Here is an 18,242-nt window from a genome sequence, read left to right as displayed (position 1 = left end):
ACTCACCGACGCCGGAGGGTCACGGGGAGCCTGTCCTTGGGCACGGGCAGCGCGCTGTAGTCCATGGGCAGGACGTAGTCGGCCGGAACCGACCACTCGTACCCGCGGAGCAGGTGGTGCATGATCGTCTTGATCTCCATCTGGCCAAAATACAGGCCGATACATTTGTGAACGCCACCACCAAATGGCATCCAGGCGAAGCGGTGGGACTTGTCCTCGGCGCGTTCGGGACCGAACCTCTCCGGGTCGAACATGTCAGGGTTGGTGAAGAACTCGGGATCCCGATGACTGGACAGGGATGACGTGGTGACGATGGTGCCCTCGGGGACGTAGAAGCCCTCGATCGAGGTGTCCTTGACCGCCATACGGGGCTGCGCCGGGACCGGCGGGCACAGTCGGAGCGACTCCTTCATCACCAGATCCAGGGCCGTCATGCCGGCGAGAGCGTCGTAGCCGAGTTCCGGTCCGAGTTCGAGGGACTCGGCGCGGGCGCGGTCCTGCCACTCGGGATGCTTGGCCATGTTGTAGGCCATCTGGGTCATCGTGATGGTCGAGGTGTCGTGCGCGGCCATGAGCACGAAGATCATGTGGTTGACCACGTCCTCGTCGGCGAAGCTGTGCCCCTCATCGGTTTCCGCGTGGCACAGGACCGAGAAGAGATCCGGCGTCTCCCGCGCGCGCTTGGCCGCGATGTTGGCGTAGAAGAACTCCTCGAGGACCTTGCGTGAACGCAGGCCCTTCCACCAGCGTCCACCGGGCAGGGGTTTGCGCACGTAGGCAACGCCTGCGCGGACGGTGTCGATGAATGCCTTGTTGATCCGGTCGGCCTCGTCCCGGGGCAGGTTCAACCCGAGGAAGACCTCGAGCGCGAGGTCGAGGGTGAGTGCCTTGAACTGGTCGAACAGCTTCACCGAACCGACCGGGAACTCCGCGACGCGCTCGGCGATCATCGGCTGCATCTCCTGCAGGTAACCCTTGAGCGCGGTGGTGCCGAACGCCTGCTGCAGTATCTGCCGGTGATGACGGTGCTCGTCGAAGTCGAGGAGCATGACGCCGCGGTTGAAGAAGGGACCGATGAAATAGCTCCACGCCGGACCGTTGGCGAAGGCCCGGTCCTTGTTCATCAGGAGTTCCTGGGCGGCCCGCGGGTTTCCGGTCATGACCATCTGCACACCGAAGGCGTTCAGCCCGGACACGTTGCCGAACTGCGCCCGGCGACGGTCGGCGAAGCCGAACGGGTCACGCCGCATCGACATGATCTCGAGGGAGCTGTTGCGGCCGGAGCACGGGATGGCCTGCAGGTCGCTACCCGCCGGCGGGGTCGCCAGTACCGATGCCATCGACCGTCTCCTTCCGAACAGAGAGCCCTACGGAATGTGATCCACATCGCATACTAGACCATGTTGAGACGATTCGGTAAAAGCGTTCCTAACTCACTCCTCGACGAGCAGGCGATGACACCGCCGCAGCCGATCCCGCCACCACTGTCTGCGGCCCTCCGGGGCGGCATGCGCAACGGCGTCGACGTCGGCATCGGGACCGAACCAGCGCGGTTCGACGACACCGTCACGCATCAGGAACGACGGTGCGACGTCGGCGGTGAACAGCGAGCCCGTGCCGAGTCCGCAGGCGAGGTCGAGCCGAGGCAGCGCCGCCGCCGCGGCGACCCCGGCCGCCATGCCGACTGCGCTGTCGAGCGCACTCGACACCACCACGTCGAGACCCAGGGTGTCGGCCAGTTCGAGCGTGGCACGCATCCCCCCGAGGGGCGCCACCTTCACCACGGCGACATCGGCGGCATCCGCGGCGACCACGCGCAATGGGTCGTCGGCCTTGCGGATGGATTCGTCGGCGGCGATCGGGACCTCGACCGCACGCCGCACCTGCGCGAGCTCCTCGACCGTGCGGCAGGGCTGTTCGGCGTACTCGACGTCGCCGATCGCACGTAGGGCGGTGATCGCCTCGTCCACCGACCAGCCGCCGTTGGCGTCGACCCGCACCCTCCCGATCAGCTCACGTGTCGCCGCGACCCGCGCGACGTCGTCGTCGAGCGTCTGACCCGGTTCTGCGACCTTCACCTTCGCGGTCCCCGCGCCCGGATATCGCTTCAGCAGGTCGGGCACCTCGTCGGCCGGGATGGCGGGCACGGTCGCGTTGACCGGCACGGTGTCCCGGACCGCGGGTGGCGGACCGAGATAGGCGGCCTCGATACCGGCGCGCAGCCACGCGGAGGCCTCGGCGTCCTCGTACTCGACGAAGGGGCCGAACTCGCCCCACCCCGCCGGCCCGGCGAAGACCATCGTCTCGCGGAAGGTCAGCCACGGAACCTGGTCCGCATGGGGAGGCGGACCACCACGGCCGTCGCGAGCAGGTCCTCCACGTCCGGGAGCTCCCACTCGCCCCTCATGCCGCCGGGCATCGCTTCCTCCTGAGTCGCTGGCGTCAACCTTGAACGAGGGTTGTGTGAATTCGATGGAACAACCTTTTCACTTTGTTCCAAGTCCGCTACCCTCGCTCTCATGTCAGTCAACCAGGGATTCGATGCCGGTATCCGCGAGGCGGAACCGATGATCGTCGACGACACCCCGGACACCGCCGGCGAGATCGTGCGGCCTCGGCTCGGAGCCGACTCACTCGTGTGGAAGTTCTACGGCGACTCGCGGGGCATCCTCGGCTTTCAGCGCCTGGCCGGCACCGAGAACTGCATCGAGCAGCTCGGGCAGGCCGTCCTCGACCACTCGGTGATCTTCAGCGACTTCCTCGGCCGCGCCAAGCGCACCGGACCGCCGGTGATGAAGACCGTGTATAGCACCGAACCCGAGAAATGGGGCCGCACGGTGCGCGACTTCCATCGCGACATCAAGGGCACCATCAGCGACGGTTCGCGCTACCACGCGCTGAACCCGGAGCTGTTCTACTGGGCCCACGCAACCTTCGTCGACCAGGTTCTCTACATCACCGACACGTTCATCCGTCGCCTCACCTATGCCGAGAAGGTCCAGATCTTCGAAGAAAGCAAGGTCTGGTACCAGCTCTACGGTGTCAGCGACCGCGGCCAGCCCCAGACGTACGAGGAGTTCGTCGCCTACTGGGAGGACATGCTCAACCGTTTCGTCCCCCACAAGACGATCGTCTACGCGACCGGTTACATCCGCCAGGGACTGCCCCGACCCAAGAAGATCCCGGCCCCGGTGTGGAACGTCCTGTCGGCTCCGCTCAATGCGTTCATCCGCACGGTCATCGTGGGGACACTCCCCCAGCAGATGCGCGATGTCTGCGACCTGGAGTGGAACGACAAGAAGGAGAAGAATTTCCAGCGCTTCGCCGCTTTCATGCGTGCGATCAACCCGCTGGTCAACAGGCTCCCACTCAAGTACCTCTACGTCCCGTGGGCGTACGAGGCGTGGGAAAAGGTCGGCATCGACCCCCGCCCGTTGCACAACAAGCCCGCGGCCTAACGCCCCAGGAATCCCTCGACGTGCCGGATGAACTCCGCACGGCGGTCGCGGTGCACGCTGTGCCCGGCGTCGAGGATGACGAACCGTGAGTCCGGCAGCGCCTCGCTGACCGTCCGCAGGTGGCGGGGCGGCAGGAAGCTGCGCTCCCCGCCCGAGATGACCATCGTGGAGGCGCTGACGCGAGGCAGTTCCGACCACCACTGCGGTGCGCAGACATCGAACTCGGCGACGATCTCGTCGCCCATCCGTCCGTCGAACCGGAAGACCGGGAAGGGGTTGCGCGCCAGCGCGACGAGCCCACGGATCTGCTCGCCGAGCGTCGCTTTCATGGTGATTCCCTCGGAGAGATCGGCCTCGTCCCGCGGCATCGGCGGGACCTCCTCGAGGACCATCCGACGCACACGGGACGGTTCGTACATCGCCAGCCGCAACGCGGTGTGGGCTCCGAGCGAATGCCCGACCACGTCGGCCACGTGAATCCCCAGATTGTCGAGCACGTACACCAGGTCGTCACGAAAATCGTCGAGACGGTACGGGCCGTCGGGGCGTCCGCTGCGGCCGTGCCCGCGCAGATCGACGCTGACCACACCACGACCCTGCCGTCGCAACGACGCGGCAAGCGGCCGCCAGGTCGAATGATCCGACGCCATCCCGTGGACGAGGACCACCGGCACGCCACGGTCGGGTTCACCGGCCACCCGGACCGCCAGGTCGGGTTCGGCACGTCGACTGAGCACACGCATGCCCTCGAGCCTACGAAAGGCGGCCCTGCGCGCCTCGTCACACTCGGGATTCGTGCAGTACCCACGTATCACGACCGGCAGACCCCAGTTCGACGATGCGACGTCGATCGAGGTCGCGTCGTCGAATCGAGGTTCGGCGGTGCCGGGATGACAAAGGCGCCCGGCCACTTTCGTGACCGGGCGCCTCCTTGACTCAGTGAGTCAGTGCGTCAGGACAAGATCACTTGGTGATCTTGGTGACTCGACCCGCACCAACGGTGCGGCCACCCTCGCGGATGGCGAAACGCAGGCCCTCGTCCATGGCCACCGGCTGGATGAGCTTGACGCTCATCTCGGTGTTGTCGCCCGGCATGACCATCTCGGTGCCCTCGGGGAGGGTCACGACGCCGGTCACGTCCGTGGTACGGAAGTAGAACTGCGGACGGTAGTTGTTGAAGAACGGGGTGTGACGGCCGCCCTCGTCCTTGGACAGGATGTATGCCTGGCCCTCGAACTCGGTGTGCGGGGTCGTGGTGCCCGGCTTCACGATGACCTGACCGCGCTCGACGTCCTCGCGCTTGAGGCCGCGGAGCAGCAGACCGGCGTTGTCGCCTGCCTGTGCGGAATCGAGGAGCTTGTGGAACATCTCGATACCGGTGACGGTGGTCTTGGTGCTCTTCTCGCGGATGCCGACGATCTCGACTTCCTCGTTCACGTTGACCTCGCCACGCTCCACACGACCGGTGACCACGGTGCCGCGGCCGGTGATGGTGAATACGTCCTCGACGGGCATGAGGAACGGCTTCTCGGTCTCGCGAACCGGATCCGGGATCGACTCGTCGACGGCAGCCATGAGCTCCTCGACCGACTTGGCCCACTCGGGGTCACCCTCGAGAGCCTTGAGAGCCGAGACCTTGACGACGGGAGCTTCCTCGTCGAAGTCCTGGGCGGCCAGCAGTTCGCGGACCTCCATCTCGACGAGCTCGATGATCTCGTCGTCGTCGACCATGTCGGCCTTGTTCAGGGCGACCAGGATGTAGGGCACACCGACCTGGCGGGCCAGCAGCACGTGCTCGCGGGTCTGCGGCATCGGGCCGTCGGTGGCGGCGACCACGAGGATCGCGCCGTCCATCTGGGCAGCACCGGTGATCATGTTCTTGATGTAGTCGGCGTGACCGGGGGCGTCGACGTGGGCGTAGTGACGCTTCTCGGTCTCGTACTCGACGTGCGAGATGTTGATCGTGATGCCGCGGGCCTTCTCCTCAGGAGCCTTGTCGATCTGATCGAACGCAAAGCTCTTGTTGAGATCCGGGTACTTGTCGTGAAGCACCTTGGTGATGGCCGCGGTCAGGGTGGTCTTGCCGTGGTCGACGTGACCGATGGTGCCGATGTTCACGTGCGGCTTGGTCCGCTCGAACTTCGCCTTCGCCACTTTGTGTCCTCCTGGACTGTTGCTGCTGGGCGGATCCCAGCAGGAGATTTACTGATTTACGATGTGCGCCCGCTTTGTCGGCCAGCGCGGATTGCTCGAGCTCGAGGCGATTACTCGCCGGTTGCCTTCGCGATGATCTCCTTCGACACGTTCGCGGGAACTTCCGCGTACGAGTCGAACACCATGGAGTAGTTTGCCCGGCCCTGGGTCTTCGACCGGAGGTCTCCGATGTAGCCGAACATCTCCGACAGCGGAACCTGTGCCTTCACGACACGAGCACCGCTGCGCTCCTCCATGGCCTGGATCTGGCCACGGCGGGAGTTCAGGTCGCCGATGACGTCGCCCATGTAATCCTCGGGAGTCGTGACCTCGACGGCCATGATCGGCTCCAGGATGACCGGGCCGGCCATCTTCGCAGCTTCCTTGAGGGCCTGCGAGCCGGCGATCTTGAAGGCCATTTCCGACGAGTCGACGTCGTGGTACTGACCGTCGAGCAGAGTGACCTTCAGATTGACCAGCGGGTAACCGGCGAGGACACCGTACTGCATGGCGTCCTGGGCGCCGGCATCCACCGACGGGATGTACTCGCGCGGGACTCGACCACCGGTGACGGCGTTGTCGAATTCGTAGGTCGCACCGTCCTCGGCGTCCACGAGGGGCTCGAGCTTGATGATGACCTTCGCGAACTGACCCGAACCACCGGTCTGCTTCTTGTGGGTGTACTCGTGCTTCTCGACCGTCTTGCGGATGGTCTCGCGGTACGCCACCTGCGGCTTGCCGACGTTGGCCTCGACCTTGAACTCGCGCTTCATGCGGTCGACCAGGATGTCGAGGTGGAGCTCGCCCATACCGCCGATGACGGTCTGGCCGGTCTCCTCGTCGAGCTTGACCGAGAAGGTCGGGTCCTCTTCGGCCAGCTTCTGGATCGCGGTGCCCAGCTTCTCCTGGTCGGACTTGGTCTTCGGCTCGATCGAGACGTTGATGACCGGGTCCGGGAAGCTCATGGACTCGAGCACGATCGGGTTCGCCGAGTCGCAGAGGGTGTCACCGGTGGTGGTGTCCTTGAGACCGATCATCGCGTAGATGTGACCCGCGGTGGCGTCCTCGACCGGCATCTCCTTGTTGGCGTGCATCTGGAAGAGCTTGCCGATGCGCTCTTTCTTGCCCTTGGTCGCGTTGAGCACCTGGGTGCCCGCGGTGATGTGGCCCGAGTAGACACGCACGAAGGTCAGCTTGCCGAAGAACGGGTGAGCCGCGATCTTGAACGCGAGAGCCGAGAACGGCTCGTCGGCGGACGGCTTGCGCGAGAGGATCTCTTCCTCGTCGCCCACGGCGTGACCCTCGACCGACGGCACGTCCAGCGGGGACGGCAGGTAGTCGATGACCGCGTCGAGCATGGGCTGGACGCCCTTGTTCTTGAACGCCGAACCACAGATGACCGGGTAGAGCTCACGGCTCACGGTCAGCTTGCGGATAGCTCCCTTGATCTCCTCGACGGTGAGCTCTTCGCCGCCGAAGTACTTCTCCATGAGGGCTTCGTCGGACTCGGCAACCGTCTCGAGCAGCGCCTCGCGGTACTCGGCAGCCTTCTCGACCAGGTCGGCCGGGATCTCCTCGATCGTCGGCTCGGCACCGGTCGGCACGACGCCGCGCCAGGTGATGGCCTTCTGCTCGATGAGGTCGACGACGCCGTCGAAGTTGTCCTCGGCACCGATCGGGAGCTGCAGGACCAGCGGCTTGGCGCCGAGACGGTCCTTGATGGTCTGGACGGTGAAGTAGAAGTCCGCGCCCAGCTTGTCCATCTTGTTGACGAAGCAGATACGGGGGACTTCGTACTTCTCGGCCTGACGCCACACCTGCTCGGACTGCGGCTCGACGCCTTCCTTGCCGTCGAAGACCGCAACCGCGCCGTCGAGGACGCGGAGGCTGCGCTCCACCTCGACGGTGAAGTCGACGTGTCCGGGGGTGTCGATGATGTTGATCTGGTTCTTGTTCCAGAAACAGGTCACGGCCGCGGAGGTGATGGTGATACCACGCTCCTTCTCCTGCTCCATCCAGTCGGTGGTCGAGGCACCGTCGTGGGTTTCACCGATCTTGTAGTTCACACCGGTGTAGAAGAGGATTCGCTCGGTCGTGGTGGTCTTGCCGGCATCGATGTGGGCCATGATGCCGATGTTGCGAACCTTGTTCAGGTCGCTGAGCACTTCCTGTGCCACTTATTCGCCTCGCAATTTCGCTAGAGCTGTTGGGTCTGAGGTGGGTCCGGCCGCGGCGACCCGAAGGCCGCCGCGGCCGGCAGTGATCACCAGCGGTAGTGCGCGAACGCCCGGTTGGCCTCGGCCATCTTGTGGGTGTCCTCGCGGCGCTTCACCGAAGCACCGAGGCCGTTGGAGGCGTCGAGCAGCTCGTTGGCCAGGCGCTCGACCATCGTCTTCTCGCGACGCTGACGGCTGAAGGTCACCAGCCAGCGGAGCGCCAGGGTGTTGGCGCGGTTCGGCTTGACCTCGATCGGCACCTGGTAGGTGGCGCCACCGACGCGGCGGCTCTTCACCTCGAGGGTGGGCTTGACGTTGTCGAGCGCGCGCTTGAGGGTGACGACGGGGTCGGTGCCCGTCTTCTCGCGGGCCTGCTCGAGGGCGCCGTAGACGATGCGCTCGGCGGTCGACTTCTTGCCGTCCAGCAGGATCTTGTTGACCAGCTGGGTGACCAGCGGCGAACCGTAGACCGGGTCGTTGATCAGGGGGCGCTTGGGTGCGGGTCCTTTACGTGGCATGACTTATCAGTTCCCCTTCTTCGCGCCGTAGCGGCTACGGGCCTGCTTGCGGTCCTTGACACCCTGGGTGTCGAGCGAGCCGCGGATGATCTTGTAGCGCACACCCGGGAGGTCCTTCACACGACCGCCGCGGACGAGCACCATCGAGTGCTCCTGCAGGTTGTGGCCTTCACCGGGGATGTACGCGGTGACCTCGACAGAGCTGGTCAGACGCACACGGGCGACCTTACGAAGAGCCGAGTTCGGCTTCTTGGGGGTGGTGGTGTAGACGCGGGTGCACACGCCACGACGCTGCGGGCTTCCCTTGAGGGCCGCGGTCTTGGTCTTTGCAGCCTTGTCATGACGGCCCTTGCGGACCAGCTGGTTGATTGTTGGCACTAGGTGTTCATTCCTCTTTGTTGTCAGTTGTGGTTGGTGCTCCGGGCAAGCTCACGGATCTCGGCTCTACGCCGCCTCCGGCGTGCTTCCACAACTCGCCCCACCAGTGCATTCACACTGGTCAGTACATTTTCGCTACCCCGAGGTCGGGCGTGTCATACACTCGACAGCGGATTCGCTTGTCAGCCCACGGACCGCCCGTGCCCCGAGTCGGTCGATCTCAGGGCCGGCTCGAGAGCCGTTGGCCGGGCATGCGGACTGGCCCAGCATGGGCCGGGCACCGACGATCCACTCTACCGATCGGGTTTGCACAGGTCAAAAAACGGATCCTCCGCGCGACCTGCAGGTGAACAGGTCGTGTGCGCTGGGGTCCGGCGACGCTGAGACATGGCATTACCTTGTCCACTCTTACACCCCCGAACCCGACGCGTCGAGCCTTCGGCGAACCGCCGCCCGACCGGTACCCGCCGGCGCTCCGACCTGGGCCCGGACCTTCGCGATCGATGCCGCGAACGGACTGTCCGGATCCATCGGCCGCCCAATCGGCGAACTCTGGCCGCCGAACCACCGGTCGACGATCGTCGCCTGGCGTTCGAGGTTGTGGTCGGCCCACGCGTGGTGAGCATCACCCGTCCCCCGGATGCCGTAGACGTTCTCGCCGAGTTCGTGCCGCGCCTGAACCGCGAGCGCATCGGCCAGGAACGACGCCGCGGACCGGGCGCCAACGATCTGCCGGGCGTGCACGAGTTCATGGACCAGCAGTTGGCCGGGCACTGGATAGGCCCCGGGACCGGCCCCGAGGGGCGCGTCGAACATCGCGCCGAGATTGCAGAGGATGCGCCCATCGACCCCGGGCACGGTGAACGCGCGTCCCCTTCGTCCGGCGAGATCGGTGAGGATGACGTCGTCGAGCCATCCGGCGGGCCCGAAGACGAGCTCGGCGGTTCGCCGTTCCTCATCGCACAGGGGGCGGTGCCGAAAACTGAGGCGGGCGACGATCCCTGCGGCGGCGCCGGCCATCCCGGCGATCACGAGACCCAGAGGCCCGAACCAGACCGTGGCGATCGCGACGTGCGCGGCGACGAGGACTCCGTCGGTCGACGCCGGTCCCGCCGGTAGACGTACACCTCCGACTCGATGAGCGAGCGACAGCACGACACCGAGGAACCGGCCGTAACCGCGAGCCACGTGGATGAGGAGTCGTCGGCGCATCAGTGTCTCAGTCCCGCACGGCCATGACGACCAGGCCGGGGCCGACGTGCTCGTCGGCGGGCAGCCGGAGCTCGGCGACGGGGCGCAGACCGGCCTGCTCGATCAATCCGACGTACTTCTCCGGCGACCACTGATGGGTCGTCCACTCGACAGGACCGCCGTAGGCTCGGTGCGTCGCACGTCCTCGTCGCCCGAGTGGGTACCGGTGATGAAGCAGCCGCCCGGCATCAATGCGCGGGCAAATGAGGCCAGCACCTGCGGGAGAACGTCCCGCGGGAGATTGAACAACGACCACCACCCCAGGACACCACCCAGCGATGAATCGGCGAGATCCAGCTCGGTCGCCGAGCCGACCTCGAATCGGCAGGACGGGTGCAGGCGACGCGCGTTCTCGATCATGCGCGGCGAGAGGTCCACGCCGGTCACGTCGAGTCCGCGGTCGGCGAGATAGGCGGTCACGGTCCCGGGTCCGCAGCCGACGTCGAGCACGGGACCGATGCCCGCCACCGAATCGATGAACGCATCGAGTGCGGCCTTCAGCCACGGACGGCAGCGAGGGTCGCCGATTCCGGTGTCCACCACCAGTCGGACGTAGTCGTCGGCCACACGGTCGTAGGACTCACGGACAGCGTCGAGGTCGGCCGGTCGATCAACGGGGTCGGCGCGCATGCGCCCACGATATGACCCGGGTACGACGCCGCCCCCTGTCCGGGGATCCGGGCAGGGGGCGGGTCGTGGAAAGCCGTGCGCCTACGGAGTGTTGAACCAGGCGACGACCGACGGCCATGCCTTCGGGTTCGACTCGCCGTACCCGATGTACGCACCGATGAACGCACCCACGCCGGCACCGATCCAACCGAAGACGATGAACCCGATGAGGCCACCGATCAGCGTGTAGAGGGGCGTGTTCCCCCGCCAGCCCTTGTTCAGTTCCGCCCACATGATGTCGTAGCGCTGAGCCTTGGTCAGACGCTTCTGCTTGGCTGCGTCGGTGGCTGCCGAGTCGAGCAGCGCACGGAGGTCCGGGCTGACCGTGGGGGTCAGAGTGACCCGCGACCGGTCCACGCTGACCGCGGCGCGCAGCGGAACGGTGAACCCGTCCATCTGCCCCGACAGCGGCATCGACGACACGGTGCGACCGCGGGAATCGAGGATCTGCAGCGCCCCCGCCGGGCTGACCACGACGCTGCCCCCGCGCACGTCGACGATCACGCTCTTGTGGTCCCCGGCGATCGCCGCGGACGCCGTCGGGAGCGCCACCGTCGCCGGTACCGCATGTGCCGTCGCAACGGGAACGGCGATGAGTACTGCACCCATCATGGCCAGCGCCATGATCCCTGCCCTGAGGTGCTTCATGTGTGGATTCTCTCTCTCACGAGGATCTTTCGGCCCGTGCTCGGGCCGCGATGATCATATCGGAGAAGAGACACCTCCCCGCAATCGTCTCAACAGGCCAATCCTGCCCAACGGGTCGACGAATCACATTGCCGCGCAGAAAGATTGAGAATCGTGAGCGGGATCACTCCGGGGTCTGGGGCAGTTTCACCTTCGCGCCACCGGGTTTCGCCGGATTCGACGGCGGCGGGACCACCGGACCGATGTCGCCGTCGGGCGCCTCGTCGAGGTCGACGATGACCGGCGCGTGATCACTGGGCTTGCTGCCCTTGCGCGCCTTGCGGTCGATCCAGGCCGCCTCGACCCGGCCGGCGGCCGACTCACCCGCCAGGATGAGATCGATCCGCATGCCCAGGTCCTTGTGGAACATTCCGGCACGGTAGTCCCAGTAGCTGAAGACCCGGTCATCCGGCCAGCGGTCACGGACCACGTCGCGCAGACCCAGCGCCGCGAACTCGGCGAGCGCGGCACGTTCCGGAGGGGTGACGTGCGTGTGCCCGGCGAAGGCGTCGGGATCGAACAGATCCGCGTCGGCGGGCGCGATGTTCATGTCGCCGCAGAGGAGCGTCGTCGACGGGTCGGCGACCGCCTTCGCGAGAGCGGCGAGCCATTCGAGTTTGTACGTGTAGTGATCCGAGTCGGGGCTGCGGCCGTTCGGCACGTAAAGGGAGTGGATGCGCAGACCGCCGCACACCGCAGAAATCGCGCGGGCCTCGAGCGTCTCCGGCGTCGGATAACCCGGCATGCCGGCGAAGCCGACGCGCACGTCCTCGAGCCCGACCCGCGAGAGCAGCGCGACACCGTTCCACTGGCCCTGCCCCGCGTGCGCGATCTCGTAGCCACGTTCGGCGAGATCGGCGCCGAGGACCTCGTGGAAGGCGTCGTCGGAGAGCTTGGTCTCCTGCAGGCAGACGACGTCGGGGCGACGTTCGTCGAGCCATGGGAGGAGGCGCGGAATCCGCTGTTTCACCGAGTTCACGTTCCAGGTCGCGACGCGCATGGGCCCACGGTAGTACGACACACCGACGCCGATCCGAGGCGGCGTCCGGGCTTTCCTTCGTCGGTGATGTGTGTCACGTTGGTCTCATCGACACTCTCCCTTCCCGTCCCGATCGAACGCCGCAGCGCCCCGTCATCGAGCACTCGTGGCGTCGGTCGGCGATGTCGGGAGTGCGGCCGGAGGACAACACTCCCGCACGTACGCACGACATCGGTTCCGCCGACCCCCTGCTCGACGCAGCGCGCCCCGTCCTCGACGACGCGGCGGCTCGTCTCGCCGACACCGACGTGTCCCTGCTGCTCGTCGATCACGAGTGCCGCATGGTGACGCGGGTGGCGTTCGGAACGACCGTCGAACGTCGGCTCGACGCGATCGGCGCGGCGCCCGGCGTCCCGTTCGGGGAGGACATGGTCGGGACCACCGCGCTCGGCACACCCGCGGAGACGCGCGGCGGGGTGATCGTGAACAGCACCGAGCACTACCTCGAACAGTTCCGGACGATCAGCTGCTTCGGGCAGCCGATCATCCATCCCGCGACGCGGCGCCTGGCCGGGATCATCTGCATGTCCGAGATCGCCGATCGCATCAACCCGCTCGCGGTCCCGGTCGTCAACGGCATCGTGGCCGACATCGCCGACCGGTTGCTCGACCGGTCCCGTGCGCACCAGCGCCGCGTGCTCGACGCCTTCCAGCGCGCCGCCCCGCGCCGGGACGTCGCGGTGGCCGCGATCGGCGACGACCTGCAGCTCACCAATGCCCTGGCCGCCGAACTGCTCTCCCCCACCGACATCGGCGCGCTGCGGGCGATCGCCACCGACCCGGCGCTGCGTTCGACGACGCTGCCGTTGACACTCGTCTCGGGCGCCGAGGTCGAGATCGCCGTCGAACCGGTGGCCGGTACCCGCGGAGCCGCGCTGTTCCGCTTCCGCCCCTTCCTCACGCCGACACCGACCCGCTCGACCCCGGTCCGGCCGTCGTCGACGACCGTCGCCGTATCCGGTGAGCCGGGCACCGGGCGCACGACGCTGGCCCTCGAACTGGCCGCCGAAGCGCTGGGGACCGACGCGCTCGACACCGAGGCCGCGGCCGTGGTCGTCGACGTCGCGGACGCGCTGATCAACGGCCGGCGGGTGGACGTCGCCGCCGACCTCACCCGAGCTCGATCGTCCGGCGTCCCGCTCGTGATCGACGGCGTGGATCTGCTCGACGACCGGTCGATCGCGCTGCTCACGCACGCCACGGCGTCGACGCCGGCGGCCTCTCCGTTGCTCCTCGTCAGCGGTCCTCGTGCGCAGGCGTCTCCCGCGGTCGCCGCCCTGCTCGGGCGGTGTGCGCGGCGCGTCGATCCCGCGCCTCTACGTCACCGCAGCTCCGAGCTGGCGGCCATCGCGAGCGGCGTCCTCGGTCAGATCGATCCGGAACTCACTCTCTCCGGCCCGGCGACCGATGCCCTGCTCAGCCAGGACTGGCCGGGCAACTTCGCCGAGCTGATCGCGGTCCTGCGGGAGGCCGCGGCAGCGTGCCGGGATCGGATGGCACGCGTGATCGAGGCGACCGACCTGCCGTCTGGCTATCGGACGACGAGCCGGGCGGCCCATCTCTCCGGACGGGAGCAGGCCGAGCGCGCGGCGATCGTCGACGCACTCGACCGTGCCGGCGGCAACAAGGTCCACGCCGCGCGGGACCTCGGGATCAGCCGCACCACGCTGTACGCGCGGATGCGAGCCCTCGGGATCTAGGAGACACCGCGATGTTGCCGCGCCGGACGTCAGTCGACGAGCGGATCGGCCAGCGTGTGCCGCGCGAGGGCGGCGATGAGATCCGTTTGCGTGATGATGCCGACCAGAAGATCCCCGTCGAGCACGGGCACGGCGCCACAGCCACTGCCGGCGAGCATCGGGAGCACCGCGGTCACCGGAGCGTCGGGGGACGCGATCGGCAAGGTCGTGTCCATCACGTCGGCAGCGGTAAGCACGCTGCCGTCGCGGCGCAGCAGTCGGCCGAACATGCGGTCCGACCCACGTCGTGTCGCACCTCCGCGTAGCCGGGAGACGAGATGGATCTGGAAGACGACACCCAGGAACCGGCCTCCGCGCGTCACCACGGGCAGCGAGGTGAACCGGTGGGTGTCGAACATCTGCGCCAGTTCGGTGAGGGTCGAGTCCGGTCCCACCGTCACGAGGTCCCGGGACATGACGTCACCGGTGACGAGAGGGTCGGCGCGATGGCCGGCGACCTGGAGTTCGGCGGCCCCGATGAGTCGCGCGAGGTCGGCGACCCCGAGGTTGAGGGACTGGCTGTAGCGGTTGAGGATGTCGGTCAACTCGTCCTCGTCCAGCCCGATCCGTGCGGTGGCCGACGACTCGTCGTCGAACCGGCGGTACGGATACCGGCGTCCGGTCAGGCGTGCGTACACCGCCGCGAGCGCGACCAGCGCGATCGTCCCGACCGCGACGGGAGCCAGGGCGAACCGGAATCCGAGAGCGTGGACCAGGTCCGGACTGAGCCCGGCGGTCATCGCGACCGCACCACCCGGCGGATGCACCGCCCGGCAGATCACCATGGCCACGACCGCCGCACCGACCGCGAGCGGGACGCGCAGCTGACTCGGCGAGACCAGCAGTGTCACCGCCACGGCGGCGAACGCCGACACGGTGTTGCCGACGACCGCCGACCACGGCTGGGCGAGCGGACTGTTGGGTGCGGCAAACAGCAGGACCGCCGACGCCCCGAACGGCGCGATCAGGAACAGGCCCGCGTTCAGGTCGACGCCGGACGTGGCGAGGACGAGTCCGACGAGCCCGAGACCCAGGGCCGAGCCGACCCCGGCACGCACCGACTCGCGCGTCGGCACGGACGCCCCCGACGGCCCCCACGACTGCAGCGCACCGCTGAAACGATCGGCCATGCGCGCTGCCATCGGTTCCCTCTCTGCGTGAACAGGCAGCGATCGCTGCCCCCGGACACGCTAGCGACGCCGCGCAACTCGCCTTTCGCGACCTCCTGTTCACGTCATTCGTTCACGACAAAGCGGACTGTTCAGTTTCTGGACACGGCGACCACCCCGATAGGTGGCAGAAATGAGTCAGGTCACAGCTATGACCCAGATCACCCCTGACCGTCTCATCTCTGCCCGCTCGCCTCTCCCCCGCGTCGAGCGCTTCACCAGGAGGTACCCATGACCGCAGTCGCCACCGAGCTGCTCCCGAAGGTCCGTGATTTCATCGGCTCCGACCGCCCGATGCTGATCGGCGGTGACTGGGTGTGGTCGGCGTCGGGCCGCACCTTCGAGACCATCGACCCCGCCACCGCCCGTCCGCTCACCTCGGTCGCCCACGGCGACGCCACCGACATCGACCGCGCGGTCCGCGCCGCCCGCGAGGCCTTCGACTCCGGCCCGTGGACGCGGATGAAGCCGAACGAACGCGAACGGCTGCTGTGGCGCGTCGGCGATCTCCTCACCGAACGGGCGGCCGAGTTCGGTCAGCTCGAAGCACTCGACAACGGCAAGGCCGCGACCATCGCCGCCGCCGTCGACACCGCCTGGGCCGCCGACATCTTCCGCTACAACGCGGGCCTGGCCACCAAGATCACCGGTTCGACGGTCGACGTGTCGATGCCGTTCGTGCCGGGAGGCGAGTTCCACGCCTACACGCTCCGCGAGCCGGTCGGGGTGTGCGGACTGATCGTCCCGTGGAACTTCCCGTTGCTGATGGCCGCCTTCAAGCTGGCACCGGCGCTGGCCGCGGGCAACACCGTCATCCTCAAGCCCGCCGAGCAGACACCGCTCACCGCGCTCCTGCTCGGCGAGATCTTCGACGAGGCCGGGTTCCCGCCGGGTGTGGTCAACATCGTCACCGGATTCGGCGAGGCGGGTGCCGCGCTCGCAGCGCACGACGACGTCGACAAGATCGCCTTCACCGGTTCCACCGAGGTCGGCAAGAAGATCGTCGAGGCGGCCAAGGGCAACCTCAAGAAGGTCTCGCTCGAATTGGGCGGCAAGAGCCCCAACATCGTCTTCGCCGATGCCGATTTCGAGAAGGCGGTCGCCGGTTCGGTGGCCGCATGGATGTTCAATCACGGCCAGTGCTGCGTCGCCGGCACCCGGCTCTTCGTCGAGCGGCCGATCTTCGACGACTTCACCGCGGCGGTCGCCGAGGCGGCGTCCCAGGCGAAGATCGGCCCGGGTCTCGATCCCGCCACCGAACTCGGTCCGCTGGTGAGTCAGGAACAGTTCGACCGCGTGTCCGGTTATCTCGCGGCCGGTATCGCGGACGGAGCTCGTGCGCTGACCGGCGGAAAGCGTTGGGGCGACGAGGGATTCTTCATCGAGCCGACGGTGTTCGTCGACGTCGAACCGGACTTCTCCATCGTGCGGGAGGAGATCTTCGGGCCGGTGGTCGCCGCGCTGCCGTTCGACGCCGACACCGGGGTCGCGGCCGCCGCGAACGACTCCATCTACGGTCTCGCCGCCGGGATCTGGACCACCGACCTGTCGAAGGCCCATCGGACGGCCCGTCAGATCAAGGCCGGTTCGGTCTGGGTCAACCAGTACAACGGCTTCGACACCGCGATGCCTTTCGGCGGCTACAAGCAGTCGGGCTGGGGCCGCGAACTCGGGTCCTCGGCCATCGACCTCTACACCCAGACGAAGGCCGTGAACATCGCGCTGTGACCGGCGTCCCGCTTTCCTTCAGAGTTTCCCCAAGTGCAAAGGAGCACGTCATGACACTCACCACCAAGGCCGCCGTTCTCACCGCCCCCGGAAAGCCTTTCGAGATCGTGGAACTCGATCTCGACGAGCCCCGCGAGGGTGAGGTCCTGATCAAGTACACCGCCGCCGGACTGTGTCATTCCGACCTCCACCTCACCGACGGCGATCTGCCGCCCCGCTACCCGATCGTGGGTGGTCACGAGGGTTCCGGGATCATCGAGGCCGTCGGCCCCGGCGTGACCAAGGTGAAGCCGGGCGACCACGTCGTGTGCAGCTTCATCCCCAACTGCGGCACCTGTCGTTACTGCTCGACGGGACGACAGAACCTGTGCGACATGGGCGCGACCATCCTCGAGGGCTCGATGCCCGACGGCACTTTCCGATTCCATTCGGGCAAGGACGATTTCGGTGCGATGTGCATGCTGGGCACCTTCTCCGAACGGGCCACCATCTCCCAGCACTCGGTGGTGAAGGTCGACGACTGGCTGCCGTTGGACAAGGCTGTGCTCGTCGGCTGCGGTGTGCCGTCCGGTTGGGGCACGTCGGTGTACGCCGGTGGTGTGCGGGCCGGTGACACCGTGGTGATCTACGGCATCGGCGGTCTCGGCATCAACGCCGTCCAGGGCGCGGTGTCGGCCGGCGCCAAGTTCATCGTCGTCGTCGACCCGGTCGACATGAAGCGTGACGCCGCACTGAAATTCGGTGCGACGCATGCCTACTCCGATCCGCAGGAGGCCGCTGCCAAGGTCAACGAGCTGACGTGGGGGCAGGGGGCCGATCAGGCCCTCATCCTGGTGGGCACGGTCGACGAGGAGGTCGTGTCCAACGCGACGGCCGTCGTCGGCAAGGGCGGCACCGTGGTCATCACCGGGCTGGCCGATCCGGCCAAGCTCACCGTGCACGTGTCGGGCACCGACCTGACGCTGAACCAGAAGACGATCAAGGGCAGCCTGTTCGGCTCGGCCAACCCGCAGTACGACATCGTCAAACTGTTGCGTCTCTACGATCAGGGTCAGCTCAAGCTCGACGAGCTGGTCACCACGACCTACACCCTCGACCAGGTCAACGAGGGTTACCAGGACCTCCGTGACGGAAAGAACCTGCGCGGGGTCATCATCCACGGCGAATGAGCCGACAACCGGAACACTCGAACAGCTC

15 protein-coding genes and 1 pseudogene are annotated in these 18,242 nt (G+C 67.0%); 4 read left to right on the top strand and 12 right to left on the bottom strand.

Annotation, left to right across the window (positions count from 1 at the left end; all coding sequences use genetic code 11):
* Positions 1-2: 2 nt before the first annotated feature.
* Both BJF87_RS23380 and BJF87_RS23375 read right to left on the bottom strand, forming a co-directional pair.
* Complete coding sequence (locus tag BJF87_RS23380) at positions 3-1,340, bottom strand: cytochrome P450 (RefSeq protein ID WP_075863995.1); 1,338 nt, start codon at positions 1,338-1,340, stop codon at positions 3-5.
* Positions 1,341-1,433: 93 nt separating this feature from the next.
* Positions 1,434-2,419 (bottom strand): annotated as a pseudogene (locus tag BJF87_RS23375) (o-succinylbenzoate synthase).
* Positions 2,420-2,519: 100 nt separating this feature from the next.
* Between BJF87_RS23375 and BJF87_RS23370 the strand changes: the two are divergent.
* Positions 2,520-3,458, top strand: a complete 939-nt coding sequence (locus BJF87_RS23370) for an oxygenase MpaB family protein (protein ID WP_006360283.1) — start codon at positions 2,520-2,522, stop codon at positions 3,456-3,458.
* Here the strand turns inward: BJF87_RS23370 and BJF87_RS23365 are convergent.
* The 9 genes from BJF87_RS23365 to BJF87_RS23325 form a co-directional block, all read right to left on the bottom strand.
* Complete coding sequence (locus BJF87_RS23365; protein ID WP_035753618.1) at positions 3,455-4,201, bottom strand: alpha/beta fold hydrolase; 747 nt, start codon at positions 4,199-4,201, stop codon at positions 3,455-3,457. The genes BJF87_RS23370 and BJF87_RS23365 overlap by 4 nt on opposite strands.
* Before the next feature lie 220 nt (positions 4,202-4,421).
* Positions 4,422-5,612: an elongation factor Tu gene (tuf, locus tag BJF87_RS23360; RefSeq protein WP_035753504.1), complete on the bottom strand. Its 1,191-nt coding sequence runs from the start codon at positions 5,610-5,612 to the stop codon at positions 4,422-4,424.
* Positions 5,613-5,722: 110 nt separating this feature from the next.
* Positions 5,723-7,828 (bottom strand): elongation factor G, encoded by a 2,106-nt coding sequence (fusA, locus tag BJF87_RS23355; RefSeq protein ID WP_006360286.1) that lies wholly within the window; start codon positions 7,826-7,828, stop codon positions 5,723-5,725.
* Between the two features lie 86 nt (positions 7,829-7,914).
* On the bottom strand, positions 7,915-8,385 hold the full coding sequence (rpsG, locus tag BJF87_RS23350) for a 30S ribosomal protein S7 (RefSeq protein ID WP_005199940.1): 471 nt from the start codon (positions 8,383-8,385) through the stop codon (positions 7,915-7,917).
* 6 nt (positions 8,386-8,391) lie between these two features.
* On the bottom strand, positions 8,392-8,763 hold the full coding sequence (gene rpsL, locus BJF87_RS23345; RefSeq protein ID WP_004020596.1) for a 30S ribosomal protein S12: 372 nt from the start codon (positions 8,761-8,763) through the stop codon (positions 8,392-8,394).
* 408 nt (positions 8,764-9,171) lie between these two features.
* A complete protein-coding gene (locus BJF87_RS23340; protein ID WP_006360287.1) occupies positions 9,172-9,975 on the bottom strand; it encodes a hypothetical protein in 804 nt (267 codons plus the stop codon).
* A 102-nt stretch (positions 9,976-10,077) separates the two neighbouring features.
* Positions 10,078-10,644 carry a class I SAM-dependent methyltransferase gene (locus BJF87_RS23335; protein ID WP_262339128.1) on the bottom strand — a complete coding sequence of 189 codons (567 nt, stop codon included), beginning with the start codon at positions 10,642-10,644 and terminating at the stop codon, positions 10,078-10,080.
* 81 nt (positions 10,645-10,725) lie between these two features.
* Positions 10,726-11,331, bottom strand: coding sequence for a hypothetical protein (locus tag BJF87_RS23330; protein ID WP_035753503.1), 606 nt, complete (start codon positions 11,329-11,331; stop codon positions 10,726-10,728).
* 163 nt (positions 11,332-11,494) lie between these two features.
* Complete coding sequence (locus tag BJF87_RS23325) at positions 11,495-12,370, bottom strand: exodeoxyribonuclease III (RefSeq protein ID WP_035753502.1); 876 nt, start codon at positions 12,368-12,370, stop codon at positions 11,495-11,497.
* Between the two features lie 68 nt (positions 12,371-12,438).
* On the opposite strand from BJF87_RS23325, the gene BJF87_RS23320 reads away from it, so the two are divergent.
* Positions 12,439-14,109 carry a sigma-54-dependent Fis family transcriptional regulator gene (locus BJF87_RS23320; RefSeq protein ID WP_035753501.1) on the top strand — a complete coding sequence of 557 codons (1,671 nt, stop codon included), beginning with the start codon at positions 12,439-12,441 and terminating at the stop codon, positions 14,107-14,109.
* A gap of 29 nt (positions 14,110-14,138) precedes the next feature.
* Here the strand turns inward: BJF87_RS23320 and BJF87_RS23315 are convergent, their stop codons facing one another.
* Positions 14,139-15,290 (bottom strand): HPP family protein, encoded by a 1,152-nt coding sequence (locus tag BJF87_RS23315; RefSeq protein WP_006360292.1) that lies wholly within the window; start codon positions 15,288-15,290, stop codon positions 14,139-14,141.
* A 258-nt stretch (positions 15,291-15,548) separates the two neighbouring features.
* Here BJF87_RS23315 and BJF87_RS23310 point away from each other — a divergent pair, with 258 nt between their 5' ends.
* Positions 15,549-17,045 carry an aldehyde dehydrogenase family protein gene (locus tag BJF87_RS23310; protein ID WP_006360293.1) on the top strand — a complete coding sequence of 499 codons (1,497 nt, stop codon included), beginning with the start codon at positions 15,549-15,551 and terminating at the stop codon, positions 17,043-17,045.
* A 50-nt stretch (positions 17,046-17,095) separates the two neighbouring features.
* Positions 17,096-18,214, top strand: coding sequence for an NDMA-dependent alcohol dehydrogenase (locus BJF87_RS23305; protein ID WP_006360294.1), 1,119 nt, complete (start codon positions 17,096-17,098; stop codon positions 18,212-18,214).
* The last annotated feature ends 28 nt before the right edge of the window (positions 18,215-18,242 follow it).

Source organism: Gordonia sp. CNJ-863 (assembly GCF_001942325.1).
GTDB lineage: Bacteria > Actinomycetota > Actinomycetes > Mycobacteriales > Mycobacteriaceae > Gordonia > Gordonia alkanivorans.
The sequence above is the reverse complement of the archived record's forward strand: the minus strand, read 5'-3'. Positions and strand labels throughout refer to the sequence as shown.